Genomic DNA, 22,986 nt, shown 5'->3' on the forward strand with positions numbered 1-22,986 from the left:
TTATTACTATTAGGGATTAGCCTTCTTCTGTCTTGCCATTCGCCTAATTATTACTCAACCAATTACGCAAATCATCGACAGTTGAAAAATCCAGTAAAGCCTCTGCCAAATTTTCTAATTGTGCCACTGGTAACTGAGAAATCTGTTGTTGAAATTCCGGATCAAGTGTACCAAACCGACGAGTCAGCAGACGCAAGACAAGTTCCTGTTTTCCCCGCTCAATTCCTTGCTCGATTCCTTGCTCCATCCAACTTGTGACAATTTCCATAACTTCCTCCCGTTCGACTGGTTCAATCCTAACAATCTCGGCTTGAAACTGCCGTTCTTCCTCTGCATTCAGCCGCAGATAGGTGTCCACAAACCCAGAAATCAACTGCATCCTTGCGGGATCTAAACGCAGTGTCGCCAGCAAACGCAGACATTCTAACTTGACTCTAATTCTATCTTTTCGGGCGATTCGCATCTTAGACATTAATGCAGCGGCTACTGGGTTAGGTTGCTGCAAAAAATCTCGCCAGTTGAGTCGATTTAGCTGGATGACAGCATGGTTAAAATCTAACACTACTTTGTCAGGAAACTCGACTCGATGAAAATTTGGCTGCTCCTCCAGAGGGTAATCGAAAGAAAATATTACGACTGGGTACACAGGTAAGCGATGTTTTTCATACAAACGAGCGAAGTAAAAAAACATCCGTTCGCTAAAATCTGTTTGTGATTGAGATTGGTTCTTGACATGAATGAGAAAACATGACTCTTTACCCCTAAAGTGGCATTTTGCCACTAAATCGACTTCGCGGCGATCGCCTGATGTCACATCTGTAAATATTTCCTGCGGCAAAAAGGTGATGGGTTCTCGTTCTAAGTATGCAGAGACTTCGGGGAAGAATAATTCGATAAATTCCCAGAAAAAGGTAGAAATTAATTCTTTGAATAAGCGATCATGGTCTATCATCAAATGAAGCTAATGGCTAATCGTAATAAAAAACCATTAAAAATTATTGTAGTTGAGGCAGCTCAACCAGCATAACATAAGTATTTGTTGGGTTTCGCTATTGCACACTCCCAACCTACTCTTACTAATTGCTAATGGTAAGAAAACCCCATTAACCATTAGCAATTATTTATTTTTTGATCGCAGTTAATTTTTTAAACATGGCTTCTCGTGCCTGCGTTGCTAAAGTATCATCCAACGGTTCCAAAGACACTGGGGTTTGATACTTTTCTAATAATGCTGTCTGAATCAACCAATCAGCGATGAAGGGATTTTTAGGTAAAAGCGGGCCGTGAGAGTAGGTAGCGATCGCATTCCGATAAAACGCCCCTTCCGTCCCATCTTCCCCATTGTTACCGTAACCGCTAACCACACGTCCCAACGGTTCCACATTCCCCAGATAAGTTCTACCGCCGTGATTTTCAAAACCAATTATTACTGGCGCAGCGCCCAGCATCTTTTGCAAATCCTGCGCCAACCGTGTCGCCGTCACCTCAAAAACCACATTACCGATACAGCGATGCGCGTCTGGGCCGGGATGCTTACTTTCCATATCCAACAAACCCAATCCCTCAATCCGCTGACCTAACGCTGGTTCATAGAAGTGTCCCAACAACTGCGGCGAGCCACAAGTAAACACCCCTGGTGTCCCAGCTTCAATCTTCTCGCGGATAGCCTCCGCCTTCGCCCCCCGCAAATCGCGCATCACGATTTCTTGCTGTCGGTCTTGTGCGCCGCCACCAACCAACACATCCACCTTGTGAAATTCTTCTGGCGGCGTATCCTGCGCCAAAGACAACACATTCACCCGAATTCCCCGCCATTCGGCGCGTTGGCGCAAGCATATCACATTGCCGCGATCGCCATAGGTACTCATCAACGACGGATAAAGCCAACCAATAGTTAATTCCATCTACTCCCTCTATTCCTTCTTTTTCTCTGCGTCCTCTGCGCCTAGAGCGGTTTTTAAAATCACAAAATCTGCCGCCCAGTCAAAATCCCGCGCACTTCCAACATCGCCGAATAAGTAGGTAAAATGTGCAAAGTTTCCCCTGTCGGAGTGTGTTCTAAAGCTGTAGCGATCGCATCCTGCAAATCTTCCTTTACAATCAACTTGCAGACATTTCCCTCAGCTTGACTATAGCGGATACGCAGCGCCATATCATAGACGCGATCGCCACTCACCACCACAGTTCCCCCCTTCTCCACCAACTTTTCCGTATCCACATCCCAAATCCACGATACATCTGTACCGTCGGGCGTGCGATCGTTCAAGACCATTAGTGTTGTAGAGGAACCACCATTACTTCTTTGCTGATTAACTGCGCGAATAGTTTCATTCAACGCCACGGGATTTTTTGATAACAAAATCCGCACCTTTTTCCCCGCGACTTCTAATTCCTCAGACCGTCCAAAAGCTGCGTGGAAGTTTTTAATTGTATCTAGAAGAGTATCTGCATCAACCCCAATTTCTTGAGCTGCTAATACAGCCGCCAGCGTATTATATTTGTTGTAAATGCCGATTAAAATCTGAGGCCATTTTCGGCTGTCAATTGCCAGCTTGCTTTTCTCAAAACCACAACTGGGACAGTGAAAATCGCCTTGATGAGATAAGTAGACACCCTGATAATCGAGAGAATGACCGCACCGAGGACAATAAATAGAATCTACCGCGTGAGGAATTTCGTCAAGATAGGCTTCTGGTTCGCTAAGCCCAAAAGATAAAACCCGTTGCGGCAACTGCTGACCCAAATAAGATAACGTCGGGTCATCACCATTTAAGATTACCACAGTTTCTTTTGGAAGTTGCGCGATCGCCTCTTTCCAACGCTGGCTTATCGTATCAACTTCACCGTACCTATCCAGCTGATCCCGAAACAGATTTAAACATAAAATAAATTTCGGTTGAATAGAAGGCAGAACCTTGGGCAGAATATTTTCATCCACCTCCAAAATCGCATAATCAGCGCTCAACTGACCGATTAAGTTAGTGTTTGCCAACAGTGCTGTCATTAATCCATTTACCAGATTAGCACCAGCAGCATTGTGGGCAATTCGCCATCCCTGACGTTCCAGCATCGTTCGCAACAGCAGCGATGTCGTCGTCTTCCCATTCGTCCCTGCAATGAAAATAACCCCGTGTTTCACCTGACGAGACAGCAGCTGCAACAGATTCGGATGCAGGCGACGGGCAATTTCCCCAGGTAATACACTAGCAGCCCCCAGCCGCAGCGATCGCACCAGCGCCGTTACCGTCTTCGCCACCGCCACCGCCACGCCTAGCCGAAATCTATCGAAAAATGATATCCTCACACCACACTCCTACCAAGACGCGATTTATCACGTTTCTACAAGCGTCTTTACTGCTTATTTACTGAGCTGTTGTTGGCTCGTCAGCATTTTACCTTAACAAGAGCCTACATCCACTTATTTTCCAGAAAAAGCTTCTGTGTTTGGATTCCGTAGTCGCAAGATTTCTTCGGTAAAGTCTAGCTAAAAATCGCTCTTCGTCGCTTTTAAATTTAAGTGTTTTTCACCCATTTTTATGAGAATTTCTTTTTTAAACCCCTAGACTTATCTTGGTTTTTCCGGATATAATTTATCTTGACAAGGAAGAACTACGCTGCAATATTTTTTATAAAAATATTTTCATTATTGAACTAAGAGGACGAAGCGAGAAGCCGTATAGTAACGAGTGATACATTTTACCTTTTTTAAAAACGCCTGACGACTAAAGCCTGTGGGCATAATATATGCGCGATCGCTTATTTTTTGCCCAGAATTGCACAAATCAAAGTCTCTCGTTCTCGACCTCTCAATTGAAGGTTTTTGACGGGTCGGGCGTAATAGCGATCGCGCACATATCCATAAGTTTCGCCAGTAACTAACAGGCGATACGGATTGCCTTCTTTGACATCCTTGTTCATCGCCTCTAGTCGGGCAGCAATATTAACAGTATCTCCCAGCACTGAGTAATTTAAACGTCGAGAACCGCCCACACTACCAGCGATAATTAGACCAGTGTGAATGCCAATGCCAAATTCAATTTTTGGCTTTTTTTGAGCCAGCAGGTGTTTGTTAAGCTGTTGCAGCCGTTCGTGCATGGCTAAACTAGCAGCGATCGCATTCAAAGCATCTTGCTGAATTTCTTCCGGCTTCGTGTGAGGAAAGGGAATACCAAAAACTGCCATAATTGCATCCCCAATATATTTATCTATAACGCCGCCGTTGTTCATAATGCAATCGCTCATTGCATCCAAATACTCGTTTAGCCAAATTAGCAACTCGCGGGGTGTTAGTTTCTCCGAAATGGTAGTGAAACCCCGAATATCCATAAATAAAACCGTTGCTACCATTTCTTGAGCTTTTAACTCACCTTTATGAAAAATTTCAGTTTTCCGCTGCCAAATTAAACTAGCAGTCTCCGGAGCCATATATTTCTCAAACAGACTCATTAGCTGTTGCTTTTCCTGCTGTTCTCGCAATTGTAAAATCACCCCTGATAACACCATTGTCCCAATTGGCGCGGCGATGGAAATCCAGACATTAGCGAAGGTGAATAATAATAGTGCAGTTGCATACCAAACTATCAATAATAAAAATGCGATCGCAATTCTTCCTTTTGACCCTTGGGTGGAAAATAACCAACTGGAAACAGGGCCAACCAACAGCAACAACAGCACCGTTCCCCACTTGGGTACAGTAGAAAGCAGCCTGTTATTCAGCAAATTATCGATTACAGCTGCATGAATATAGACTCCAGCAGTCGGAGGATTTTGATTTAAAGGTGTCAGCAGGGGGTCGGAAGCTGTAGCGGTGATACCAACTAAAACCAACTTACCTGCAAAAGCATTTTTAGGAAATCTCCCAGCCACAACATCCACAAACGAATAAGTTGGTAAAGATTGGGTTTTTTGGGCCCAATTAAGCAAGACAGGCTGAAATTCAACAGAGCGATCGCTTACGGGTATTGCGCTATTGTTATTATAAACTTGCAGCATTGCCACCCCTAGCGATGGAATTTCACGCACAAATAGCGTCGCCTGACGGCTGATACCATCTGTATCAGGTTTGTGTAAAATATGCCCTTGTGCAGCAGCAGCTTCTACTAAATTTGGTACGATTGGTAAAGGTTTACCCTTGTCATCCCAAACCCTCGCCAAAACTACATTTCCCTTAGCAAACATAGCGTCAGCAAATTGGTTATCCTCTGAACTTTCTTCAGCAAATAGAATATCAAAACCAATTACAGCTGGTGGAGATGCTGATAACGCTTGCAATAGGTGTGCATAGCGATCGCGTTTCCAGGGAAATCGCCCATACTCCCGCAAACTGGTTTCATCAATTGCAATTACCGCCACCCGTTCATCCCACTTTGGCGATAGCAAAATTCCCCTATCGCGAATTTGAAACAGTGTATTGTACCCCAGATTTTCTAGCGGTTTCCATCCCTCCAGTTGCCACATTGTCACGGAAATTACACCAGCAATAACTCCTGGCAATAAAGAATTTAACACCGAAATTTTAATAGTCATTAGTTATTAATCATTAGCCAGTTGCTAAGTGCTAATTCTTCAAAAGCCATTAGCCAAGGAATACTCACTATTGACTCCTGATTCCCGAAGTTTTGCACTTAAGTTATAATATTTCTCCTCTCCCAAGGGGCTACGAATCACTAGCCGCAAATTAGAATTGGCTGGCGCAGGAAGTATTGCATCAATTTTACCTTTTTGATTTATCTCTATGGGACGGTTATTAAGAAATGCCACATTTAGCGGATCGACTATACAAATCAACCGGATTTGGTTATTGTTGATTGCTGACAAACTTTCCAATTTGTATTTTAATTTATCCTTCGTCAACCGGGGTGAGGTTGGCGGTGAACCAGGAAAAACAACAGAAGAGTAACCACCATTTATTATCACAGTTTGCCCTTTAGCTGTGGTGGCTACGGCACCTTCAAGCGTAGAAATTCCTGTTTTCCCTTTGGGATCAACCGCAACGCCAAACACGGTGCCGCGAACGCCAGCAACACCAGATGGAGAGCTAATTTCCAAGCGCGAATTAGGGTTTTTTAAGGTTCGTGCTTGTATCCTTGCCTGCCCTTTAGGCACCCCCAGGACAGTCACCCTGCCGCCCTTGGCAGCCAGAGAAAGATTTTTAACTTGTAAAATGGAATTTTCTGAAACATTAATAGTAGCGATCGCAGTGTCTACAGCTAAAACAGCGCTAGAGTTTGCTCCCGTAGCAATTTGCTGCCCAGATGTTGTCAAGCGATCGCCTACTTTTGCCTGTCTTCCTTGGTAAGTTACTTTCCCGCGAATCTGCCTCACTTCCACAAAGCGGCTCGAAGGCAATTGAAGATCCTTAGCCAGCAAGGGTAAGGCTACTAATAAAATACCCGTTAATACCAATGCTAACAGTCGGAAAGTTCTAGCTGGGTGCAATTTCATAGGGCAGAAGATTATTAAATCCAAAATAATTTGGCTATGTAGCTATATTATTTATCGCCTTTTAGTGGGGAATTTATGCAAAAATATTATTGTTTAGACTAGATATTATATCCCCAATAAGTTCCGTTTTAGATTTAGCTGCGGAGATCATAGGTTTAAATAGCACAAGCATTTAATCAAAATATCTTTTTACCCTGAATGCAGTAAATTATAATAGCCCGTTTTCGTTTCCGCAGTTGAATGGTACGGACGGCGCGACCATGATAGTTTCCACAGCAACGTTGATATGAATATTCGTCTTTTACATTTTCGATTCGGTATTCTGGCAGCTTATCGCCGTTCGTGGCGGCATCTTTTTGACCGCTACTTGTTGAGGCTAATTGTTTGTTTTGGTTTGCTGCTGCTGCTGGGAACCCCCTCAGCCTTAGCAGGCATCAACGACGATTACTTTGACGGCAATATCTTTGCTCTCTACGCTGGCAATGGCTCACTGGTGCCGCCGAAAGCGACTTTGGCAGACTCTTTCTCCCGGAAAAAACCTGCGCTGTTGGTGTTCTTCGTAGACGATAGCAGCGATTGCAAGCAGTATGCGATCGTCGTCAACCGCTTACAAGCTTTTTATGGTCGGGCGGCAGATATTATGCCCATCAACGTAGATGCTATTCCAGAAAAATCCACCTTTACAGCTACCGAACCCGGCTATTACTATGAAGGTGTCGTCCCTCAGACAGTGTTGCTCAACCAGAAAGGTAAGGTTGTGCTGAACGAGAAGGGCAAGGTCGAATATGAGAAGGTAGATGATGTCTTGCGGGAGGTGTTTGACTTGTTGCCTCGTTCCGAATCAGCAGAACTGAAGCGGCGAACATTCAATGAGTTTAATACCGAATTAACCAAATAATTGTATTTTGGGCCGCTCGCATTAGTGTCAACTTCAGCTCTGGCGAATAGAATTCGCAGCTATACAAACTCTCGTCCGTCTGCGCGGAGTATCAGAATATCAAGGCTTTTGAACTCCGCCTGCGCGGGTTGAGCAAAGCCGCATAGGCTTCGCCTCCGGTCTGTGTAGCTGCGGTTTTAACCGCCCAGCTGACGTTAATTTGATACTGACTTGTTGACCTATTTCAAGCCAAGCGACGCTAAACTATCTGTAACCGCGACCAGATGGTGTTCTGATGCCAAAAGTCTACACCACCGAGGAGCTAATCAAAATCTTGGCTACGGAGCGCCGCGCCTGTCTCAATGGGCAGCGCCTTAATTTAGCTGCCAAGACTTCTGGAGTTAACCCATTGATTGACAAGTTTCTCAAGCCGGAGGGCATCCAAAAATTCACAGCTTATCAAGACTTTAAAGCCGCAGTTCATCGCTATCAGAGGGAACACAACGTTTCCGGCATTGTCTGGCGACAGCTAACACTCAAGGACAAGACTCTACGAATTCCAGAAGTAGATGCTCAGCTAATTGCTCTTCCGAGTGATATAGAGACGCTGAAAGCTGCTAAAAATTCAATAATGTTATTTTGGCATGAAGCAACAGCCGAGATGGAGTTGTACCTGAGCGTTAATAACGGCAAAGACCACCGGATGATTATGGCACCAGATGTGGACAGAATTTCTTGTGGCACCGAATGGGCAAGCCTTTGGAAGTGGGAGAAGTCAGATTTTTTAGAAATTGTCTTGCAACTCGGTTGGGGAAAGCCAGAGGAAGCTGCTTATAAACGGGGGTGGCCCCATTCAGGAAGCGAGTATATTCATGCAGTGAATCCTGGGAATAGTCCTATTTGTTAAGGATGGTGGCAATACCGTTCGCTAAAAAATAATTTTTCAGCCGGTTTCTACACATATATCAACATTTGTGCAGCGATCACATAAGTCAGAAATATGTTCCCAAATATTTTTTACTCAATTCTCTGGGTGATTATATAGCGATCGCGCGCCCAATCCTGTTCTAAACTATAAGCTTATAGGGTGCTTTGACCGAATGCGATCGCATTTTTACTCTTTTCCATAGTGCTATTGTCCGTCAGTCTCAACAAATTTCAAAAGCCAGCTCTTGTTAATCCATCTTCTCTAGACCTGCCAGTGGGATGCTACTGCATACAGCTTCAAGCTCATCCTTTACTTGATTAACAGTTTTAATTGCTCCAACTTTCACTAGCCTTGTTAGGATACAATTGTCGGCTGAGTAAGAACTGCCACATGCTGCCTCTTGATAAGCGAGGAAATAGTCTACACTCCAAGGACTCGCTTCTGGGGGCGGCTAATACACCTGCCTCCATAACAACCTTATTACCACCCTCCTACACGAGCCTCTTATGGAAACTAGAGAATACACAGAAGATATAGATTTTAAAAAATACTGGCTTATCCTCAAACGGCGTTGGCTACCCGCCACCACCGTCTTTGTATTTACAGTTTCACTAGCTACCGCATTTGCGTTCTTAAAAAAGCCCACCTATGAAGCCGAAGGTAGGCTTTTGTTTAAGAAGCAAAATACGACTTCTGCCTTAGTCACAGAAGCAGGAGCAAAAATCGGGCAGTTGGAACCGCTAAACGTTCTGAATACCCCTCTCGATACTGAAGCAGAGATAGTCCGTTCTGAGCCTCTAATACAAGAGACGATAAATTCCCTAAAGCTGAAAGACAAAAAGGGAGACCCCCTAAAAACTATCGATTTCCTAAAACAGCTGACGGTAAAAGGTATCAAAGGAACCGATGTTTTGCAGATATCCTTTAAAAGCAAAGATCCCCAAGAAGCTGCAAAGATAGTCAACAAAGTTATGACCCTTTATCGCGAGAAGAACATACTTAATAACCGCGCTCAAGCAGCGGCGGCTCGCGAATTTATTACTAAGCAGCTACCCAAAACTGAAGCTAATGTTCGTCAAGCAGAAGCAGCTTTGCGTAATTTCAAAGAACAGAATAACATTGTAGCTTTAGAAGAAGAAGGAAGCTCAGCTGTAAAAGCGATCGCAGAGCTAGACAGCAAAAAAGCTCAGACTCAGGCTGAACTTGAAGATGCAAGTGCTAGAGTCGCCGCCTTCCAAAATAAGATCGGGCTGAATTCACAGCGGGCTATGAGACTAAACTCGCTCAGTCAATCTCCCGCAGTTCAGCAAGTGTTGATAGAACTCCAAAAAATTGAAGGGGAGTTGACAGTTGAGCGCACCCGCCTTCAGGATGAAAATCCCAGAATAATTAACCTGGAAAGTAAACAAGCAGCATTAAAAGCTTTACTACAGGAACGGGTAGGTCAGGTTGTTGGCAGTAACCAACAAGTATCCGGAGAAAATTTACAAATTGGTGAACTTGAACAAAAACTAACCGCCGAATTAGTCAATGCAGAGGTGCAACGGTTAGGCTTGGCTAATCAAGTCAGTTTTCTATCTCGCGCTCAGTCGGCATACAGGCAAAGGGCTAACATTTTACCCAGATTGCAACAGGGCCAGCGGGATTTGCAACGGCAAGTAGAAGCCGCGCAATCAACCTATCAAATTCTCTTGAAAAATCTTCAAGAGGTACAAATTGCGGAAAATCAAAATGTAGGCAACGCTAGTTTAATTGCCGCCGCTACAGTTCCAGAAAAGCCCGTAGGTACTCGCAAGATAATAATCCTAGCTGCCGGAATTGTGGCAGGCAGTCTACTTTATGTAATCACTGCTTTCCTTGTAGACCTGAAAGATCCAACTATCAAAACCGCCAAAGAGGTGCGGGAGTTATTTAAGTATACCGTCCTGGGAATGGTTCCTTCTTTGAAGAAAAAAGTAACTTTTCGCAGTAAGAAACTAGAAAGAATTGTTCCGCAGCTTCCCGTTAGAGATAATCCACATTCGGTTATCAGTGAAGCTTACCGAATGCTTCAGGCAAACTTGAAGTTTCTCAGTCCAGATCAAGAGCTGAAAGTCATTGCGGTGACAAGTTCTGTTTCTAAGGAAGGCAAGTCTACGGTTTGTGCCAACTTGGCTATGGCTATGGCTCAACTGGGAAGACGAGTTTTATTAATAGATGCGGATCTGCACCATCCCATGCAGCATCACATCTGGGACTTGACTAATGCAATTGGTCTGAGCGATGTCATCGTTAATCAAGCTGAGTTTGGAATGGCTGTGCGAGAAGTGATGGATAACCTCGATGTGCTTCCTTCTGGGGTGATTCCTCCTAATCCATTGGCTCTTGTTGACTCAAAGCGGATGGCTGCATTAATTGACAATTTTTCTAAAGACTACGATTTTATAATCCTTGATACGCCTCCAATCGTTCTGGTAGCGGATGCTCTAGCCGTGGGCAAAATGACTGATGGTATTTTATTGGTAGTCCGGCCAGGCGTGGTTGATACTGTCAGTGCTGCTGCTTGTAAGCAATTTTTGGTGCAATCAGGTCAGAAAGTTTTAGGTTTGGTAGTCAATGGTGTGATTGTGGAAAACGAACCTGATAGTTATTTCCACCATGCCAAGGCATACTACAAGGAAGATGCCAGTACGCCAAAAATGCTGACAGCTAAGGCTCCCAAAAATAGCGATCGCTTTTAAATCGGCATTCGTCGATACTTCTAGATCGAACCTTAAGCGTACTGTTGTAGAAACGTTCTCTACGCTTATGGGAAATCATCTTATCCTAACCCTATTAGGCTAGGGGCAGTGGAAATTTTTTTTACAGGAGAGGGGCGGCTCCCCTTTCCTGGCGGTGAAGGCAGCTAAGTTATACAGTTGCTTCAATGCCCTTACGTACATAGCCTCTCCTGATAGGGAAAGTAGGCAAATTGGCTCTTGCAGGCTGCTACTGCGGGTAAGCAAAAACACAATTATTTTTTAATGTTCCTGATTAAAAAATAATTGTGTTTTTATTTAGGGTATGTCAAATTACACTTTGTAAATACAGACTTCATTAGCAGTTTATATCTGTTGGCTCGGAAGATTAATTGTAAAGTACACAAGTACAATTTATACAAAATTGAGCTTGTCAAGTAGTTATATGTAGGAATAAAGTCAGCCCACAACTGTGCCAAGGAATATTTTGCAATTTACTACTTTTGATAGTAGTAGTAACGGGTTCAATTGTAGGATAATTTCAGGCTCCCTATAAGCCTAGGAATGGCTAGGCTAGGGTGTTTCGGCTTGGGGACAAAATTATTGCCTAGTGCTAGATCCAGTAGATATTTTGGATAAAAAAGATATTAAAACTCATTATTATGAAGTTGCCATGAAGTCAAGTATGGGATTTGAGAATTCTCTGTGAAATATGGCAAATTCAATTTACTTGGATAGTGTTTTACAGTAATCTACGTAATAACGCTGAAGAGAATCTCAGATTCTCAAGTAAGCTAAGCAGTAATGCTGAAGGAAATTTACTAACAGGCTGCTAAATTAACCTTTGTTGCTACGAAAAAACTACCAGCACACCTAGCTATATATAGGTTTTATAGTTATGCGTAAACCTGTTTTGACTATCTTCTACCAGTTCAATCCCAGTGGCATTAGCATCGGGGGTATTCAAACAGTCATACGCACCTTTGTCAAATACGCTCCTAGCGAGTTTGAAATCCGGCTGGTAGGAACGGAAAATGATCCATCCCAACCCATAGGAGTATGGCGAGATTCGCAAGTGGCAGGCAGAGAAATCCGCTTTATGCCTTTGTTTTTTATAGAAAACGATAACTTTAAAAAATTAGTACCAACCAGTATTAAATATACGGCTGCCCTTTTGGGCCGTAACTTGAGTTCAGATTTCATGCACTTTCACAGATTGGAACCGACCCTAGCAACTCTTAAATGGGCTGGTGAGAAAACTCTTTTTATTCACAATGATATTCAAAAGCAGGTAAATTCTACAGACAAGAAAAATGCTATTTTATGGCAACGTTTTCCAGCAGCGTATTTTGCTGTCGAACACTATCTTATAAGTCAGTTTTCCCAAATCTTGTCGTGCAACACCGATTCGGTGCAACATTACCAGCAGCGTTACCCAGACATAGCAGAGCGCGTTTCCTACGTCAAAAACACAGTAGATAACGAAATTTGCTACCCATTAACTGAGGATGAACGGGAACAAGCTAGGCGAAGCTTAGCACAGCAAATGGGTTTAGCCCAGGATACGCGCTTTATTCTATTTGCTGGTCGCCTTCACGCCCAAAAAGATCCCGTACTGCTAATCCGCTCCATTGCTGCCCTGAACGATGCAAATGTTCACCTGCTCATAGCGGGTGATGGAGACTTAAAGGATGAGCTAAATTCTGAGATTTCCCGCTTTGGATTGACCGAACAGGTAACACTGCTGGGACCATTAGCCCAGAAAGAACTTGCACAGTTGCAGCGGATATGCAGTGTCTTCGTACTAACTAGCGTCTATGAAGGTCTTCCTATGGTCGCTCTCGAAGCACTTGCCAGCGGTACCCCATTGGTGACAACCAATTGCGGCGAAACTCCCAACCTACTCACTGCTAACAGTGGAGTGGTATGCGAGGAGCGAACGCCAGCCGCAGTTGCAGATGCCTTGCGTAAGGTACTGCACAACGGTGGAGATTATCCACTTGAGGCGTGCGTTAAAGCTGCCAAACCTTACAGTGCCAAGACTGTTGTGGGTGATATCTACAGCGATATGCTAAGCCGCTGGGAACAGGGGAATTTATCTACTAGCCAGATTAATCATAAAAGCTTTACCGGGGTTTAACAATGAAAATTGCCGTAATTGGAGCGAAAGGATTGCCTGCCAAACAAGGTGGCATTGAGCATCACTGTGAAGAAATTTACTCGCGGGTAGTTGAACAGGGTCACGAAGTAGATTTGTTTGCTCGTTCCTCATACACCGGAAATGTTTCACTAAGTCACTATAACGTTCATGGTGTGAAGGTTGTTTCTATACCCAGCTTGAATGTCAAGGGAATGGATGCTCTGTTGAGTTCGGCGCTGGGAGCGATCGCTTCTAATGCAAAGCGTTATGATATCGTTCACTTCCACGCTTTAGGGCCATCTCTCTTTACCTGGCTACCAAAATTTGCCTCTTCAGCAAAAGTCGTTGTTACCTGTCATGGCTTAGATTGGCAACGTGCCAAATGGAACAAAGCTTCTAGCGACCTAATCCGTCGTGGGGAACGCGCTGCTGTCCGCTTCTCTGATGAGATGATAGTCGTTTCAGAGGAACTGCGCTCATACTTTAAGCAAACTTACGGTAAAGAGACAATTTATATTCCTAACGCACCCTCAAATATGGGTGATTCAGACCCTACTTTTACTTATGGAACTTCGCTAGGTCTGGAACAGGGACGCTATATTCTATTTTTAGGTAGACTGGTGCCGGAAAAGTGTCCCGACTTACTCATCAAAGCCTTTCAAAACCTTCAGCAAGAAGGATGGAAACTCGTCATGGTCGGCGGTACCAGCGATACCAATGAGTTCACCTCAGAGATAACCGACATGGCGGCGAATAACAAAAACATAATATTCACAGGTGAACTTAGAGGGCCTCGTCTAGCAGAAATCCTTCGGGGCGCGGGATTGTTTGTACTTCCTTCTGAGTTGGAGGGATTACCTCTATCGATGTTGGAAGCAATGCAGGAAGGTGTCCCCGTACTCGGTAGTGATATTCCCGTGCATCAGCAATTGATCGGCAAAGAACGGGGGATGCTTTTCCAGGTGAAAAATGTAGACTCCTGCCTCCGCAGCTTGGAATGGGCAATCAATCACCAGCAGGAACTGGCGGTAATGGCTAAAAACGCCCAGAATTATGTACAAACAAACTATACCTGGAACCAGATTACTGCCGAAACCTTGAAGTTGTACAACACACTCACCGCCCCTGTTCCAAAACCAAAACCAAACCCATTTCCAGTTTCAGACCGTCCTGTCAAGGCTTAAGAGTGCTGTTGCATCTCTAAATTGTCAATATAACTTAATATTTCCCGTCAGGGGATAGGGGCGCGCAAATAACTGTACGCCCCTACTATTTTTTGTGTTTGAATTTTTTTTACCGACAATAGCCAGTGACACTCACTGCACCAATGTTATAAGCGCGACACCCATACTTACACTCAATTACGGCTGTACTAGCACCATTAATTTACAAATCTTAGCTCTTAGGATAAAGTAATAACCAAAATTTGAATTGATGAGTAAAAAATTATACTTACATATATCCACGTAGGTTTTCCAATTTATAAGGGCGTTCTTTACAATTAATTCAAAAAATTCACTGATGCCTACGCCACGTACTGTTTTATATGCTAGAGAGGTAAAGAAAGCTACTCAGAAAAATGAACACCTTTATCAATAAACTAATTTCTACGAGCGTAATGTTGATCTTCACGGCTGCTGGTTTCGTAGTGTTAGCATTTTCGGTAGTCTTGATGATGGTTGAATCGCTCGTCTCGCAAGTGTTGTCAGCAGTAAAAGCACTACAAAACAATTCTTTAACAGAAGGTGTGACTAGGGCGCAACAACCGTCTTCGGTTAAAGGCTAATGCCTTGGTACTTGGCGGATAAATTTGGCAAGTATTCAGGGGCGAATTGCGTGTACGGGCCCGGAAGATAAAGCAGCCTGCTCCTTGGAATCCTCTGGAGTTCCGTAGTAGATTCCCCTGCCATTGGTGCCAATGAAGACTAAGCCAAACTTCTGCCAACTCGCCTCCATCACATTTGGCTCGCCACCGATGGGATTTTGCTTAGAACTGATGCTTATCCAAGTTTTGCCTTTGTCGAGAGAACGGAAAATTCCCTCGCCCATACCAGAAATTTTTCCATACAAATAAAGCGCCGGAGTTGTACTTCCTGTCTGCGGTTTCCCGAAAGTAAACAAATGCGCCTTTTCTACTGAAGGCAGTTTAGAAAACGTTTTGCCACCGTCTGTGGAATGGAATAAACCTTCCCAGTCTAAGCTGAGCCAGACTTCATCTTTCGCATCTGGAACTGTTTTCAGCGCATAGGAATAATAGTCACTATTAATATTGGGAATTGATGAGTTAACAACGCTGAAGGATGCACCTCCGTCAGTGCTGCGGTAAACTTTACCGTCGCTGTAATAGTAAAAAGTATTGCCATCTACTTTATCCGCCACCAAGGGCTGACCCCAATACCACGGGCCTTCTGGGCCATTAGGTAGTCCTGACACTGCACTCCATGAAGCGCCGCCATCAGTGGTGCGTAGGGGTGGAGCTTTACTTACAGCTACAACGAACAAATTTGGGTTAGTTGCGGATATAGCTACGCGCAGTGGCATTGATGCCGGAAATGACCCAAACCGCTTCCATGTTAATCCGCCATCTGTTGAAGTTGCTCCTGTATAAGTTGAGTTCCACCTCGAACCGCCAACGCGGACGATACGCAAAGGGTCGCTTTGGGAGTAGGCGATCGCATAGGTGTCGCGATTGGCGTTACTTATGGGAGAAATACCTTCAAACCTTTTGGCGGGAAAGGCGTTCAGTCCATTGTTGTGATAGAAACCGTCTACATCGGCTACCCCGCTCAACAAGACAGCGCCTTTGGGAGGTGCAGCGATCGCAAAAGCAACTACTTCTTCGTGTCCTTGCTCATAGTTAGTCCAAACGGCCGGATTGGCGTCGATATTCTCTGTCTGCCAAATTCCAAACCCGTCAGTTAACCATACTTTCCCTGGAACTTTTGGGTCAAACTCAATAGCGGAAGTCCACAAGGAAAACATGGAGTCGTCCCACCAAGGAACGGTATGCTTTACCGATGCCTTTTTCTCTGTCCAAGTGGCACCACCATCTGAGGTTCTGTAAATTTTAGTAGAGGTAGATTGACCCAAGGCTACCAGTACGTCGTTGGGATTATTCGGGTTAACACCCAAGGCATTAAAAGCTGCTGGTTTGTTTTCTGGGGTGATGTTGCTCCAAGTTCCCTTTTCATACTTGCTAACCCCTGCCATGTGGGTTACGTACAGAATACTGTTGTTAGCAACAGCCATTCGCTGTGCTTGTGCTGGACTTCCCGCTATTTTGCTCCACGTAATACCCGTGTCAGTAGATTGGTAAATACCGTCTCCGTAAATATTGGCATAGACTAAACCTGGTACTTGGTTGTCAAATACAATGCCCAAGATGCCAACGCCTTTGGTAAAAGTTGGAGATAAAGTTGTGACTTTTGCCCATGTCGCGCCTGCATTCTCCGACTTCCACAGCCCATCGTGTCGCGAACCAAAGAAAATAATGTTGGAGTTGGCTGGATTGACAGCTAGCCTTTTTCCCGCCCAACGATGCTCGTCGTTGCTGTCCATCCCTAAGTCTATGTTTAGTTTAGTCCAGTTTTTACCTTGATCTGTGGACTTAAAGATTGACCCTTTGGGCTGCCACTGGGAGTATTTACCTGCGGCCATGTAGACGATATTTGGGTTATTGGGATCTGTCGCGATCGCTTCTCCCCCGTAATATGTTTTCTCTTGCATTGAGAAGCTGTCATTTAATGGAATCCAGGTTTTATCTTTGGCATTCCAGCGATAAAAGCCACCAACGTCGGTTCTGATATAAACCAGATCCTTTTGCGCGTTGTGGGTGTAGACACCTGTAACAAACCCTCCGCCTCCTATCGACACGTTAGCCCAGCGATACCCATTTGCCCCGGCGTAGGAAGTTGGCGCAATCGGTGCGGACACAAGGTCTGCTCCTACAATCGGCTGTTGGTTGCTACTTGCAGTACACCCAAGCATAATGCCAATAAAAACAGGAGCCACAGCCCGATGGAGAAGTTGTAATATCATGATTGACTAAATACTGGTAAGATTACAGCCATTTTCCAGAGAATAATTCAGTTATTTACTCATACATTTCAAGTTTTAACGAAAAATTATCAAGCCTTCCATAGCTCAATGCCAAATCTGTAAATATTTAAGTGTCTTTATAAAAGCTTTAAACTTCTAGGGAAAATTCTCACGAACGCACACTGTTGTCTGTGGTAAATTAATTTTGTTTGCGTAGCAAGAGATTGGCACCCAATTACAATAACTTTAACTGCTGCTGAGATATTTTTGCCAGTCTGTACTAGCATTATTGGCAATTGACTAATTTATTCAATGAAATATGCTGACGGTCTGTAGAAGGCAGTCTGCTGATCCAGTAGCGATGAACCAAGGCAAACTGAGGAGAAAAATGTGCTGGAGCTGAGCCACCTGCTCAAAAAAATGATGAGCATTGTACCGATCCCTAATCTTCCGCCGCTAAAGACTCCCAAGCTGCGATCGCTATCTATAAATCTCTTTTTCTGGAAGTCTTCATTTGTAGAGCCTCAAAGTTTTTCCCGTAATATTTGCTACTTTGAGGGACGACAAGCATGAGCTTAAAAACTCAAGTCATGCGGGGAGGAATCTACCTGGTATTGCGTCAGGGACTGGGAGTATTCATCAGTCTGGCGGGAGTGATGCTAGTTACCAAGGTGATCGGTCCAGAAAACTACGGTCTGTACGCTGCCGCTGTCAGTATATTTTTGTACCTCCAGATGCTCAGTCAACTAGGTATTGAAGTTTATCTGGTGCGGCGAGAAGGGGAAGAAGAACTAGGAGTATACCACCAAGCTTTCACCCTGCTGCTATTGCAAGCGTTGGCCGGAATGCTTTTAGCTTTTTTGGCGCTTCCCTTAATAGAAAGCTGGGTGAACATCAAAGGGTTTCGCCCGGTAGCGCAAGTCTTGTTTCTGGGGCTTCCCGTCGTTCTCCTCAATCAAGTACCGATGGCCCGGCTAGAGCGCAATCTAGATTACAAGCGGGTAGCTTTAATTGAACTTCTCGGTCAGTTATTTTACTACGTGATAGCCTTTCCATTGGCTTTTCGGGGAGCCGGAGTGTGGGCGCTGGTGGCTGGATGGTGGCTACAGCAAGCTCAAACTCTAGCACTACTCTACTGGAGTGCAGGCTATCGTCCCCGCTTTGCCTGGAACTGGGATTTAGTTAAGCAGATGTGGGGGTACGGCATGAGCTTCTCAGCGTCAATTTGGGTCTGGCAACTGCGTACCCTAATCAACCCCTTGCTAGTAGGTAGGTTCGCCGGGGCCGAAGCGGTGGGATACGTGGCTTTAGCCATCCGCATTATCGAGATTCTTGGTTTTGTCAAGGCAGCAACCTGGCGAATTTCTATCGCTACCCTCTCCCGCTTGCAGGGGGACAAAGAACGCCTAGTAAGAGCTGTAACTGAAGGCATGGGTTTACAGATATTAGCAGTGGGGCCGCTGTTAGTCGGAGTTAGTTGGGTTAGTCCTTGGCTAATTCCTCTAGTATTTGGCGATCGCTGGCTTCCGGTAGTACAAGTTTATCCTTTTATCGCCTTGGGCTACCTGACCAACTCCCTGTTTAATATGCACTCCTCCGCCCTCTACGTTCTGCGGCGAAACTGGGAAGTTACAGCCTTTCACATCGTACACATGGCTCTTTTTGCGGGAGCAGCATTTTTGCTTTTACCCCGCCTGGGATTAATCGGATACGGTTGGGCTGAGATAGTGGCTCTGACGAGTTACGTTGTAATTCACTTCTATTTGGTGCGGGATATTGGCAACCCAGACTATCGGCTGACTGGCTTGTGGTGGGGTGCTTTTGCTGCGGCTCTGTTTGCTTATCAGTTAGGATGGTGGGCGGCGCTGGGATTAGTAGTGGTGGCTTTGTTGCCCAGTACGCACCAAAAGCTGAGAGATTACATTAAAAGTATCAGGGGAGCAAAGTCTGAAAGGGCGTCTTGAAGTTAGCGCGATTGTAGCTACGGTCTCTCAATGTTAAAAGTTATACCATTGGATTTTGGAATTGCAACAGTTAAAGTTCTGAAATCCTTTGCATGCAAGGGTTTCCCAATCGACGATGGTATTAGCGGCTCATCAGAAAATTCAGATTAATTTTCCTTCCCTATGTCACCAGCTCAAACTGTAAATCCCCTCCTAAGCTTCTTTGAAAAAAGATTCGCCATTCTTACCCTGGTAGTCTTCACAGGTGTTTTGAATTTTGCCAGCTATTACAATGTGTCTGAGGGCGTACCAGGATACGGCTTTTACGTTTCGTCTTCCTTTGACCGTCTGGTGTCGCTGCTGCAATATGGGATTTATGCGACAACTTTATTTTTTATTGTTGCCCGGTTCAAAAGTGTTGTTCGCCCTGCTCTGAGAGACCCATTCTTATTAGTTCTAATAGGAATTATTGTTACTTCATTTTTTTGGTCTGATTTCCCAAGTATATCGAGAAAAGCTGGTATATTTGCATTAACAACAACCTTATTTGGATTGTATCTTGCTTCCCGCTTTAGCTTAAAAGAGCAGTTAAAAATAATAGCGTGGGCGTTGGGTATAGTCGCAGTATTTAGTTTATTGTATACCCTCGGTTTGCGGGGATCGGGAATAGAAAATGGGACTCACTCGGGAGCTTGGCGAGGACCATTGTTGCACAAAAATCTCTTTGCTCGGCTGATGCTTGTATGTGCGTTTCCTCCATTACTAGCTGCTCTTGATCTTCGCAACAAGTACCGCTACCTTGTGTTTGGTGTTGCTGGTCTGACAATTGCTCTAATTATACTTTCAACTTCTAAAACTGCTCTGGTTATCTTTCTTACTTTGATACTTCTGTTACCTCTGTATAGAGCTTTGCGATGGAGCGATAACCTGGCAATTCCCTTCTTTATCACTGCAATATTAGTAGGTGGAAGTATGGCTACATTTACTGTAGCTAGTTGGGACAATTTGCTGTTTAGTTTAGGGAAAGATCCTACCCTCAGCGGTCGTACAGAGATTTGGGAAGCTGTCATGCATAAAATTTGGGAGCGTCCTTGGTTAGGTTACGGGTATCAGGCGTTTTGGATAGAGGGAGGAGAGTCAGATTATGTGTGGCGCGTACTTCGCTACAGGGTGTATCAGGCTCACAATGGTTTTTACAATATAGGAGTAGAAATTGGTTTGTTAGGAGCGTTGTTTTTTGTGCTTAGTGTGGTTTTTGCTTATATACGAGCAATCAAATACGTGCGTACAAGTACAACTTCGGAATCTCTATGGCCTCTAATTTACTTAACGTTCTTGCCTATGTATAATTACACCGAGAGTACGATTGTCGAACCAAACTCTATTTATTGGGTTTTGTTTGTTTCAATCACTTTCTCTTTGAGAAATGTCCAAGGGGTAAAGGTTAGGAAAGAAAGCGAAAGATTAAGTGAAAAAACTGTTAGCCCAACAGGTATAGAAAGCTTTCCTTAATGTTCCACCGTACCTAGGCTTAATCTGGGTTCAGTCGAGAGGGAAGCTAAGCAAAAAACTTGCGGAGAATGTGAGGCAGAGCCTGGCAGCAAGTATTTCCAGACCGCAACCCAGCAAGAGATAACAAGATATAGGGTAAGTTTGTTACATATTTCGTCCGACAAATTACTTTACACTACCTATCAAAACCTAAAGGAATGATTTCATGAATACCCAAATGAAGTTATCAGAAAATACGCAACAATTGCTCAATTGTCCAGTTTGCCAGTCAAAGTTAGAATTGGTCAAAGAGGAATTTGGATGTACAAATTCTGAGTGTAAAGCTCATTTTCCTGTGGTTGATGGAATACCTGTTTTAATTAATGAGTCTTCGAGTATCTTTTCTTTTAGCGATTTTTTAAATCGTCAAGATACAACTTTCAATTTTCAATCCCAGTCAAAATTGAAAAAGGTTGTTGCCAATCTGCTCCCGGATATTCATGCCAATATCAAGGGAAAAGCTAATTACAATCAGTTTTTAAAGCTGGTAATGCAGCTGAATAAAAAGCCTAAGATTTTGGTAGTTGGTGGGGGTATAGTGGGAGATGGAATGGAAGCTGTTTTTTCCAATCCAGATTTGGAAATTGTTAGCACTGATGTTTCTTTTGGCCCTTGTACAGCATTAATCTGTGACGCTCACGACATACCCTTTGCTGATAACTCGTTTGATGGGGTAATTGTACAAGCTGTACTTGAACACGTTCTAGATCCGAACCGATGTGTAGAAGAAATTTATCGGGTACTTAAAAAAGGTGGAGTAGTTTACGCAGAAACTCCCTTTATGCAACAAGTACATATGGGACGATATGATTTTACTCGCTTCACCCATTTAGGACATCGCCGTTTGTTCCGAAAGTTTGAAGAAGCTTCTAGTGGCGCAGTGTGTGGCCCGGGAATGGCATTAGCTTGGTCATATCAATACTTTCTTTTGAGTTTTGTGAAGTCTGATGCGGCAAAATCTGCGGTAAAAGCTTTTACCAGGTTGACATCCTTTTGGCTAAAATATTTAGATTATTTTTTAATTGATAAGCCTGGTACATTTGATGCAGCATCAGGATATTATTTTATCGGGACAAAGAGCGATCGCGTTCTTTCTGACCGAGAATTGCTTAAACTCTACAAAGGTATACAATAGAGTTTTTGCTCATTAAGATTGTTAATAATTTATTGCCGGATTTAAGATGTCTAATGTGGCAATTTTTCTCACCTCCCTCGAAGGTGGTGGCGTTGAGAGAGTGCTAGTTAACTTGACTCGTGGTTTTATCGAGCAAGGTTTAAGCGTAGACTTAGTTTTAGTTAAGGTTGAAGGGCCTTTTCTGCCTCTGGTTCCGTCAGAAGTAAACATCATAGACTTGCAGGGTAAGCGGCTAATAACCAGTCTTCCCGCGCTGGTACGCTATCTAAAAGAAAACAAACCGCAAGCTTTACTTTCGGCTTTGGAAGATACAAACTTAGTGGCTTTATGGAGTCGAAAAATAGGTGGCGTATCTACTCGAATGGTAGTTAGCGTGCATAATACTCTTTCCATAGAGTCCCAAAATTCAACTCAACTTAAAAGGCGAATTTCACCTTATTTGGCACGCTGGTTTTACCCGTGGGCTGATGCAGTTGTTACAGTATCTCAAGGGGCGGCGGATGATTTAATAAAATTGGGTTTGTCTAAGGAACTGGTTAAAGTAATCTACAACCCAGTTGTTACCCCGGAACTTTTTAAAAAAGTTGCTGAACCTGTGGATCATCCTTGGTTTGCACCGGGTTCGCCTCCGGTGATTTTAGGTGTGGGACGCTTGGAAAAGCAGAAAGATTTTCCAATGCTAATTCGCGCTTTTGCACTTGTGCAGCAGCAGCGTCCGGCAAAGTTGATGATTTTGGGTGAGGGAAAAGAACGTCCACAACTTGAGGCTTTGGTGCAGGAACTAGGTTTAACGGAAGTTGTAGCTTTACCTGGTTTTGTGGCGAATCCCTATGCTTATATGGCTGCATCGGATGTGTTCGTTCTTTCATCTTTATTTGAGGGGTTACCTACTGTATTAATTGAGGCGATGGCTGGAGGAACCAGGGTAGTTTCTACCGATTGCGAGAGTGGCCCTGCTGAGATTTTAGAACACGGTCGCTATGGAAAATTAGTACCTGTGGGAGATGTCAAGGGTATGGCAGAGGCTATTATTAAGAGTTTAGAGGAGCCTCGAAATTCTGAAGCTTTACGGCAAAAGGCTGCGGAATATTCGCTAGAAAATGCTTTAACAGGGTATCGGCAGGTGTTGAATGTTAGCTAACGCTATTTTCTTCCTTTGCTTGTGCTTTAATTAGAGGAATTTATTAGGTTGGGTTGAGGAACAAGCCCCAGT

The 22,986-nt window shown here is 44.0% G+C and carries 16 protein-coding genes; 10 read left to right on the forward strand and 6 right to left on the reverse strand.

Features of this window, described 5'->3' with window-relative positions:
- Window positions 1-43: 43 nt before the first annotated feature.
- From H6F63_RS06450 to H6F63_RS06470, 5 genes are all read right to left on the reverse strand, one after another.
- Complete coding sequence (locus H6F63_RS06450) at window positions 44-952, reverse strand: DUF4351 domain-containing protein (protein ID WP_190635853.1); 909 nt, start codon at window positions 950-952, stop codon at window positions 44-46.
- A 169-nt stretch (window positions 953-1,121) separates the two neighbouring features.
- Window positions 1,122-1,904 carry a type 1 glutamine amidotransferase gene (locus H6F63_RS06455; protein WP_190635856.1) on the reverse strand — a complete coding sequence of 261 codons (783 nt, stop codon included), beginning with the start codon at window positions 1,902-1,904 and terminating at the stop codon, window positions 1,122-1,124.
- 59 nt (window positions 1,905-1,963) lie between these two features.
- The gene (locus H6F63_RS06460) at window positions 1,964-3,298 is read right to left on the reverse strand and encodes a MurT ligase domain-containing protein (RefSeq protein ID WP_190635896.1); all 1,335 of its coding nucleotides are present in this window, start codon (window positions 3,296-3,298) and stop codon (window positions 1,964-1,966) included.
- 458 nt (window positions 3,299-3,756) lie between these two features.
- Window positions 3,757-5,526: an adenylate/guanylate cyclase domain-containing protein gene (locus H6F63_RS06465; protein ID WP_190635858.1), complete on the reverse strand. Its 1,770-nt coding sequence runs from the start codon at window positions 5,524-5,526 to the stop codon at window positions 3,757-3,759.
- Between the two features lie 39 nt (window positions 5,527-5,565).
- Window positions 5,566-6,444: a FecR family protein gene (locus H6F63_RS06470; protein ID WP_190635860.1), complete on the reverse strand. Its 879-nt coding sequence runs from the start codon at window positions 6,442-6,444 to the stop codon at window positions 5,566-5,568.
- Between the two features lie 286 nt (window positions 6,445-6,730).
- Between H6F63_RS06470 and H6F63_RS06475 the strand changes: the two genes are divergently transcribed.
- The 6 genes from H6F63_RS06475 (at window position 6,731) to H6F63_RS06500 (ending at window position 14,892) form a co-directional block, all read left to right on the forward strand.
- On the forward strand, window positions 6,731-7,342 hold the full coding sequence (locus H6F63_RS06475) for a thylakoid membrane photosystem I accumulation factor (protein WP_190635861.1): 612 nt from the start codon (window positions 6,731-6,733) through the stop codon (window positions 7,340-7,342).
- A gap of 274 nt (window positions 7,343-7,616) precedes the next feature.
- Complete coding sequence (locus H6F63_RS06480; protein ID WP_190442221.1) at window positions 7,617-8,228, forward strand: hypothetical protein; 612 nt, start codon at window positions 7,617-7,619, stop codon at window positions 8,226-8,228.
- Between the two features lie 527 nt (window positions 8,229-8,755).
- On the forward strand, window positions 8,756-10,969 hold the full coding sequence (locus H6F63_RS06485; protein WP_190635863.1) for a polysaccharide biosynthesis tyrosine autokinase: 2,214 nt from the start codon (window positions 8,756-8,758) through the stop codon (window positions 10,967-10,969).
- A gap of 895 nt (window positions 10,970-11,864) precedes the next feature.
- A complete protein-coding gene (locus tag H6F63_RS06490; protein ID WP_190635866.1) occupies window positions 11,865-13,106 on the forward strand; it encodes a glycosyltransferase family 4 protein in 1,242 nt (413 codons plus the stop codon).
- Between the two features lie 2 nt (window positions 13,107-13,108).
- Window positions 13,109-14,290, forward strand: a complete 1,182-nt coding sequence (locus H6F63_RS06495; protein WP_190456558.1) for a glycosyltransferase family 4 protein — start codon at window positions 13,109-13,111, stop codon at window positions 14,288-14,290.
- A 395-nt stretch (window positions 14,291-14,685) separates the two neighbouring features.
- Window positions 14,686-14,892 carry a hypothetical protein gene (locus tag H6F63_RS06500; protein WP_190635868.1) on the forward strand — a complete coding sequence of 69 codons (207 nt, stop codon included), beginning with the start codon at window positions 14,686-14,688 and terminating at the stop codon, window positions 14,890-14,892.
- Between the two features lie 35 nt (window positions 14,893-14,927).
- Here the strand turns inward: H6F63_RS06500 and H6F63_RS06505 are convergent, their stop codons facing one another.
- Complete coding sequence (locus H6F63_RS06505) at window positions 14,928-17,144, reverse strand: hypothetical protein (RefSeq protein ID WP_190635870.1); 2,217 nt, start codon at window positions 17,142-17,144, stop codon at window positions 14,928-14,930.
- 569 nt (window positions 17,145-17,713) lie between these two features.
- Between H6F63_RS06505 and H6F63_RS06510 the strand changes: the two genes are divergently transcribed.
- The 4 genes from H6F63_RS06510 to H6F63_RS06525 all read left to right on the forward strand — a co-directional run bounded on the left by H6F63_RS06510 (window position 17,714) and on the right by H6F63_RS06525 (window position 22,914).
- Window positions 17,714-19,108, forward strand: coding sequence for an oligosaccharide flippase family protein (locus H6F63_RS06510; RefSeq protein WP_190635872.1), 1,395 nt, complete (start codon window positions 17,714-17,716; stop codon window positions 19,106-19,108).
- A gap of 162 nt (window positions 19,109-19,270) precedes the next feature.
- Window positions 19,271-20,599, forward strand: a complete 1,329-nt coding sequence (locus H6F63_RS06515) for an O-antigen ligase (RefSeq protein WP_190635874.1) — start codon at window positions 19,271-19,273, stop codon at window positions 20,597-20,599.
- A gap of 205 nt (window positions 20,600-20,804) precedes the next feature.
- Entirely contained in the window at window positions 20,805-21,773 is a 969-nt protein-coding gene (locus H6F63_RS06520) for a methyltransferase domain-containing protein (protein WP_190635876.1), read from the forward strand.
- A 46-nt stretch (window positions 21,774-21,819) separates the two neighbouring features.
- The gene (locus tag H6F63_RS06525) at window positions 21,820-22,914 is read left to right on the forward strand and encodes a glycosyltransferase (RefSeq protein ID WP_190635879.1); all 1,095 of its coding nucleotides are present in this window, start codon (window positions 21,820-21,822) and stop codon (window positions 22,912-22,914) included.
- Window positions 22,915-22,986: the final 72 nt, after the last annotated feature.

Source organism: Trichocoleus sp. FACHB-40, from assembly GCF_014695915.1.
GTDB classification, from domain to species: Bacteria; Cyanobacteriota; Cyanobacteriia; order Cyanobacteriales; family FACHB-T130; genus Funiculus; species Funiculus sociatus.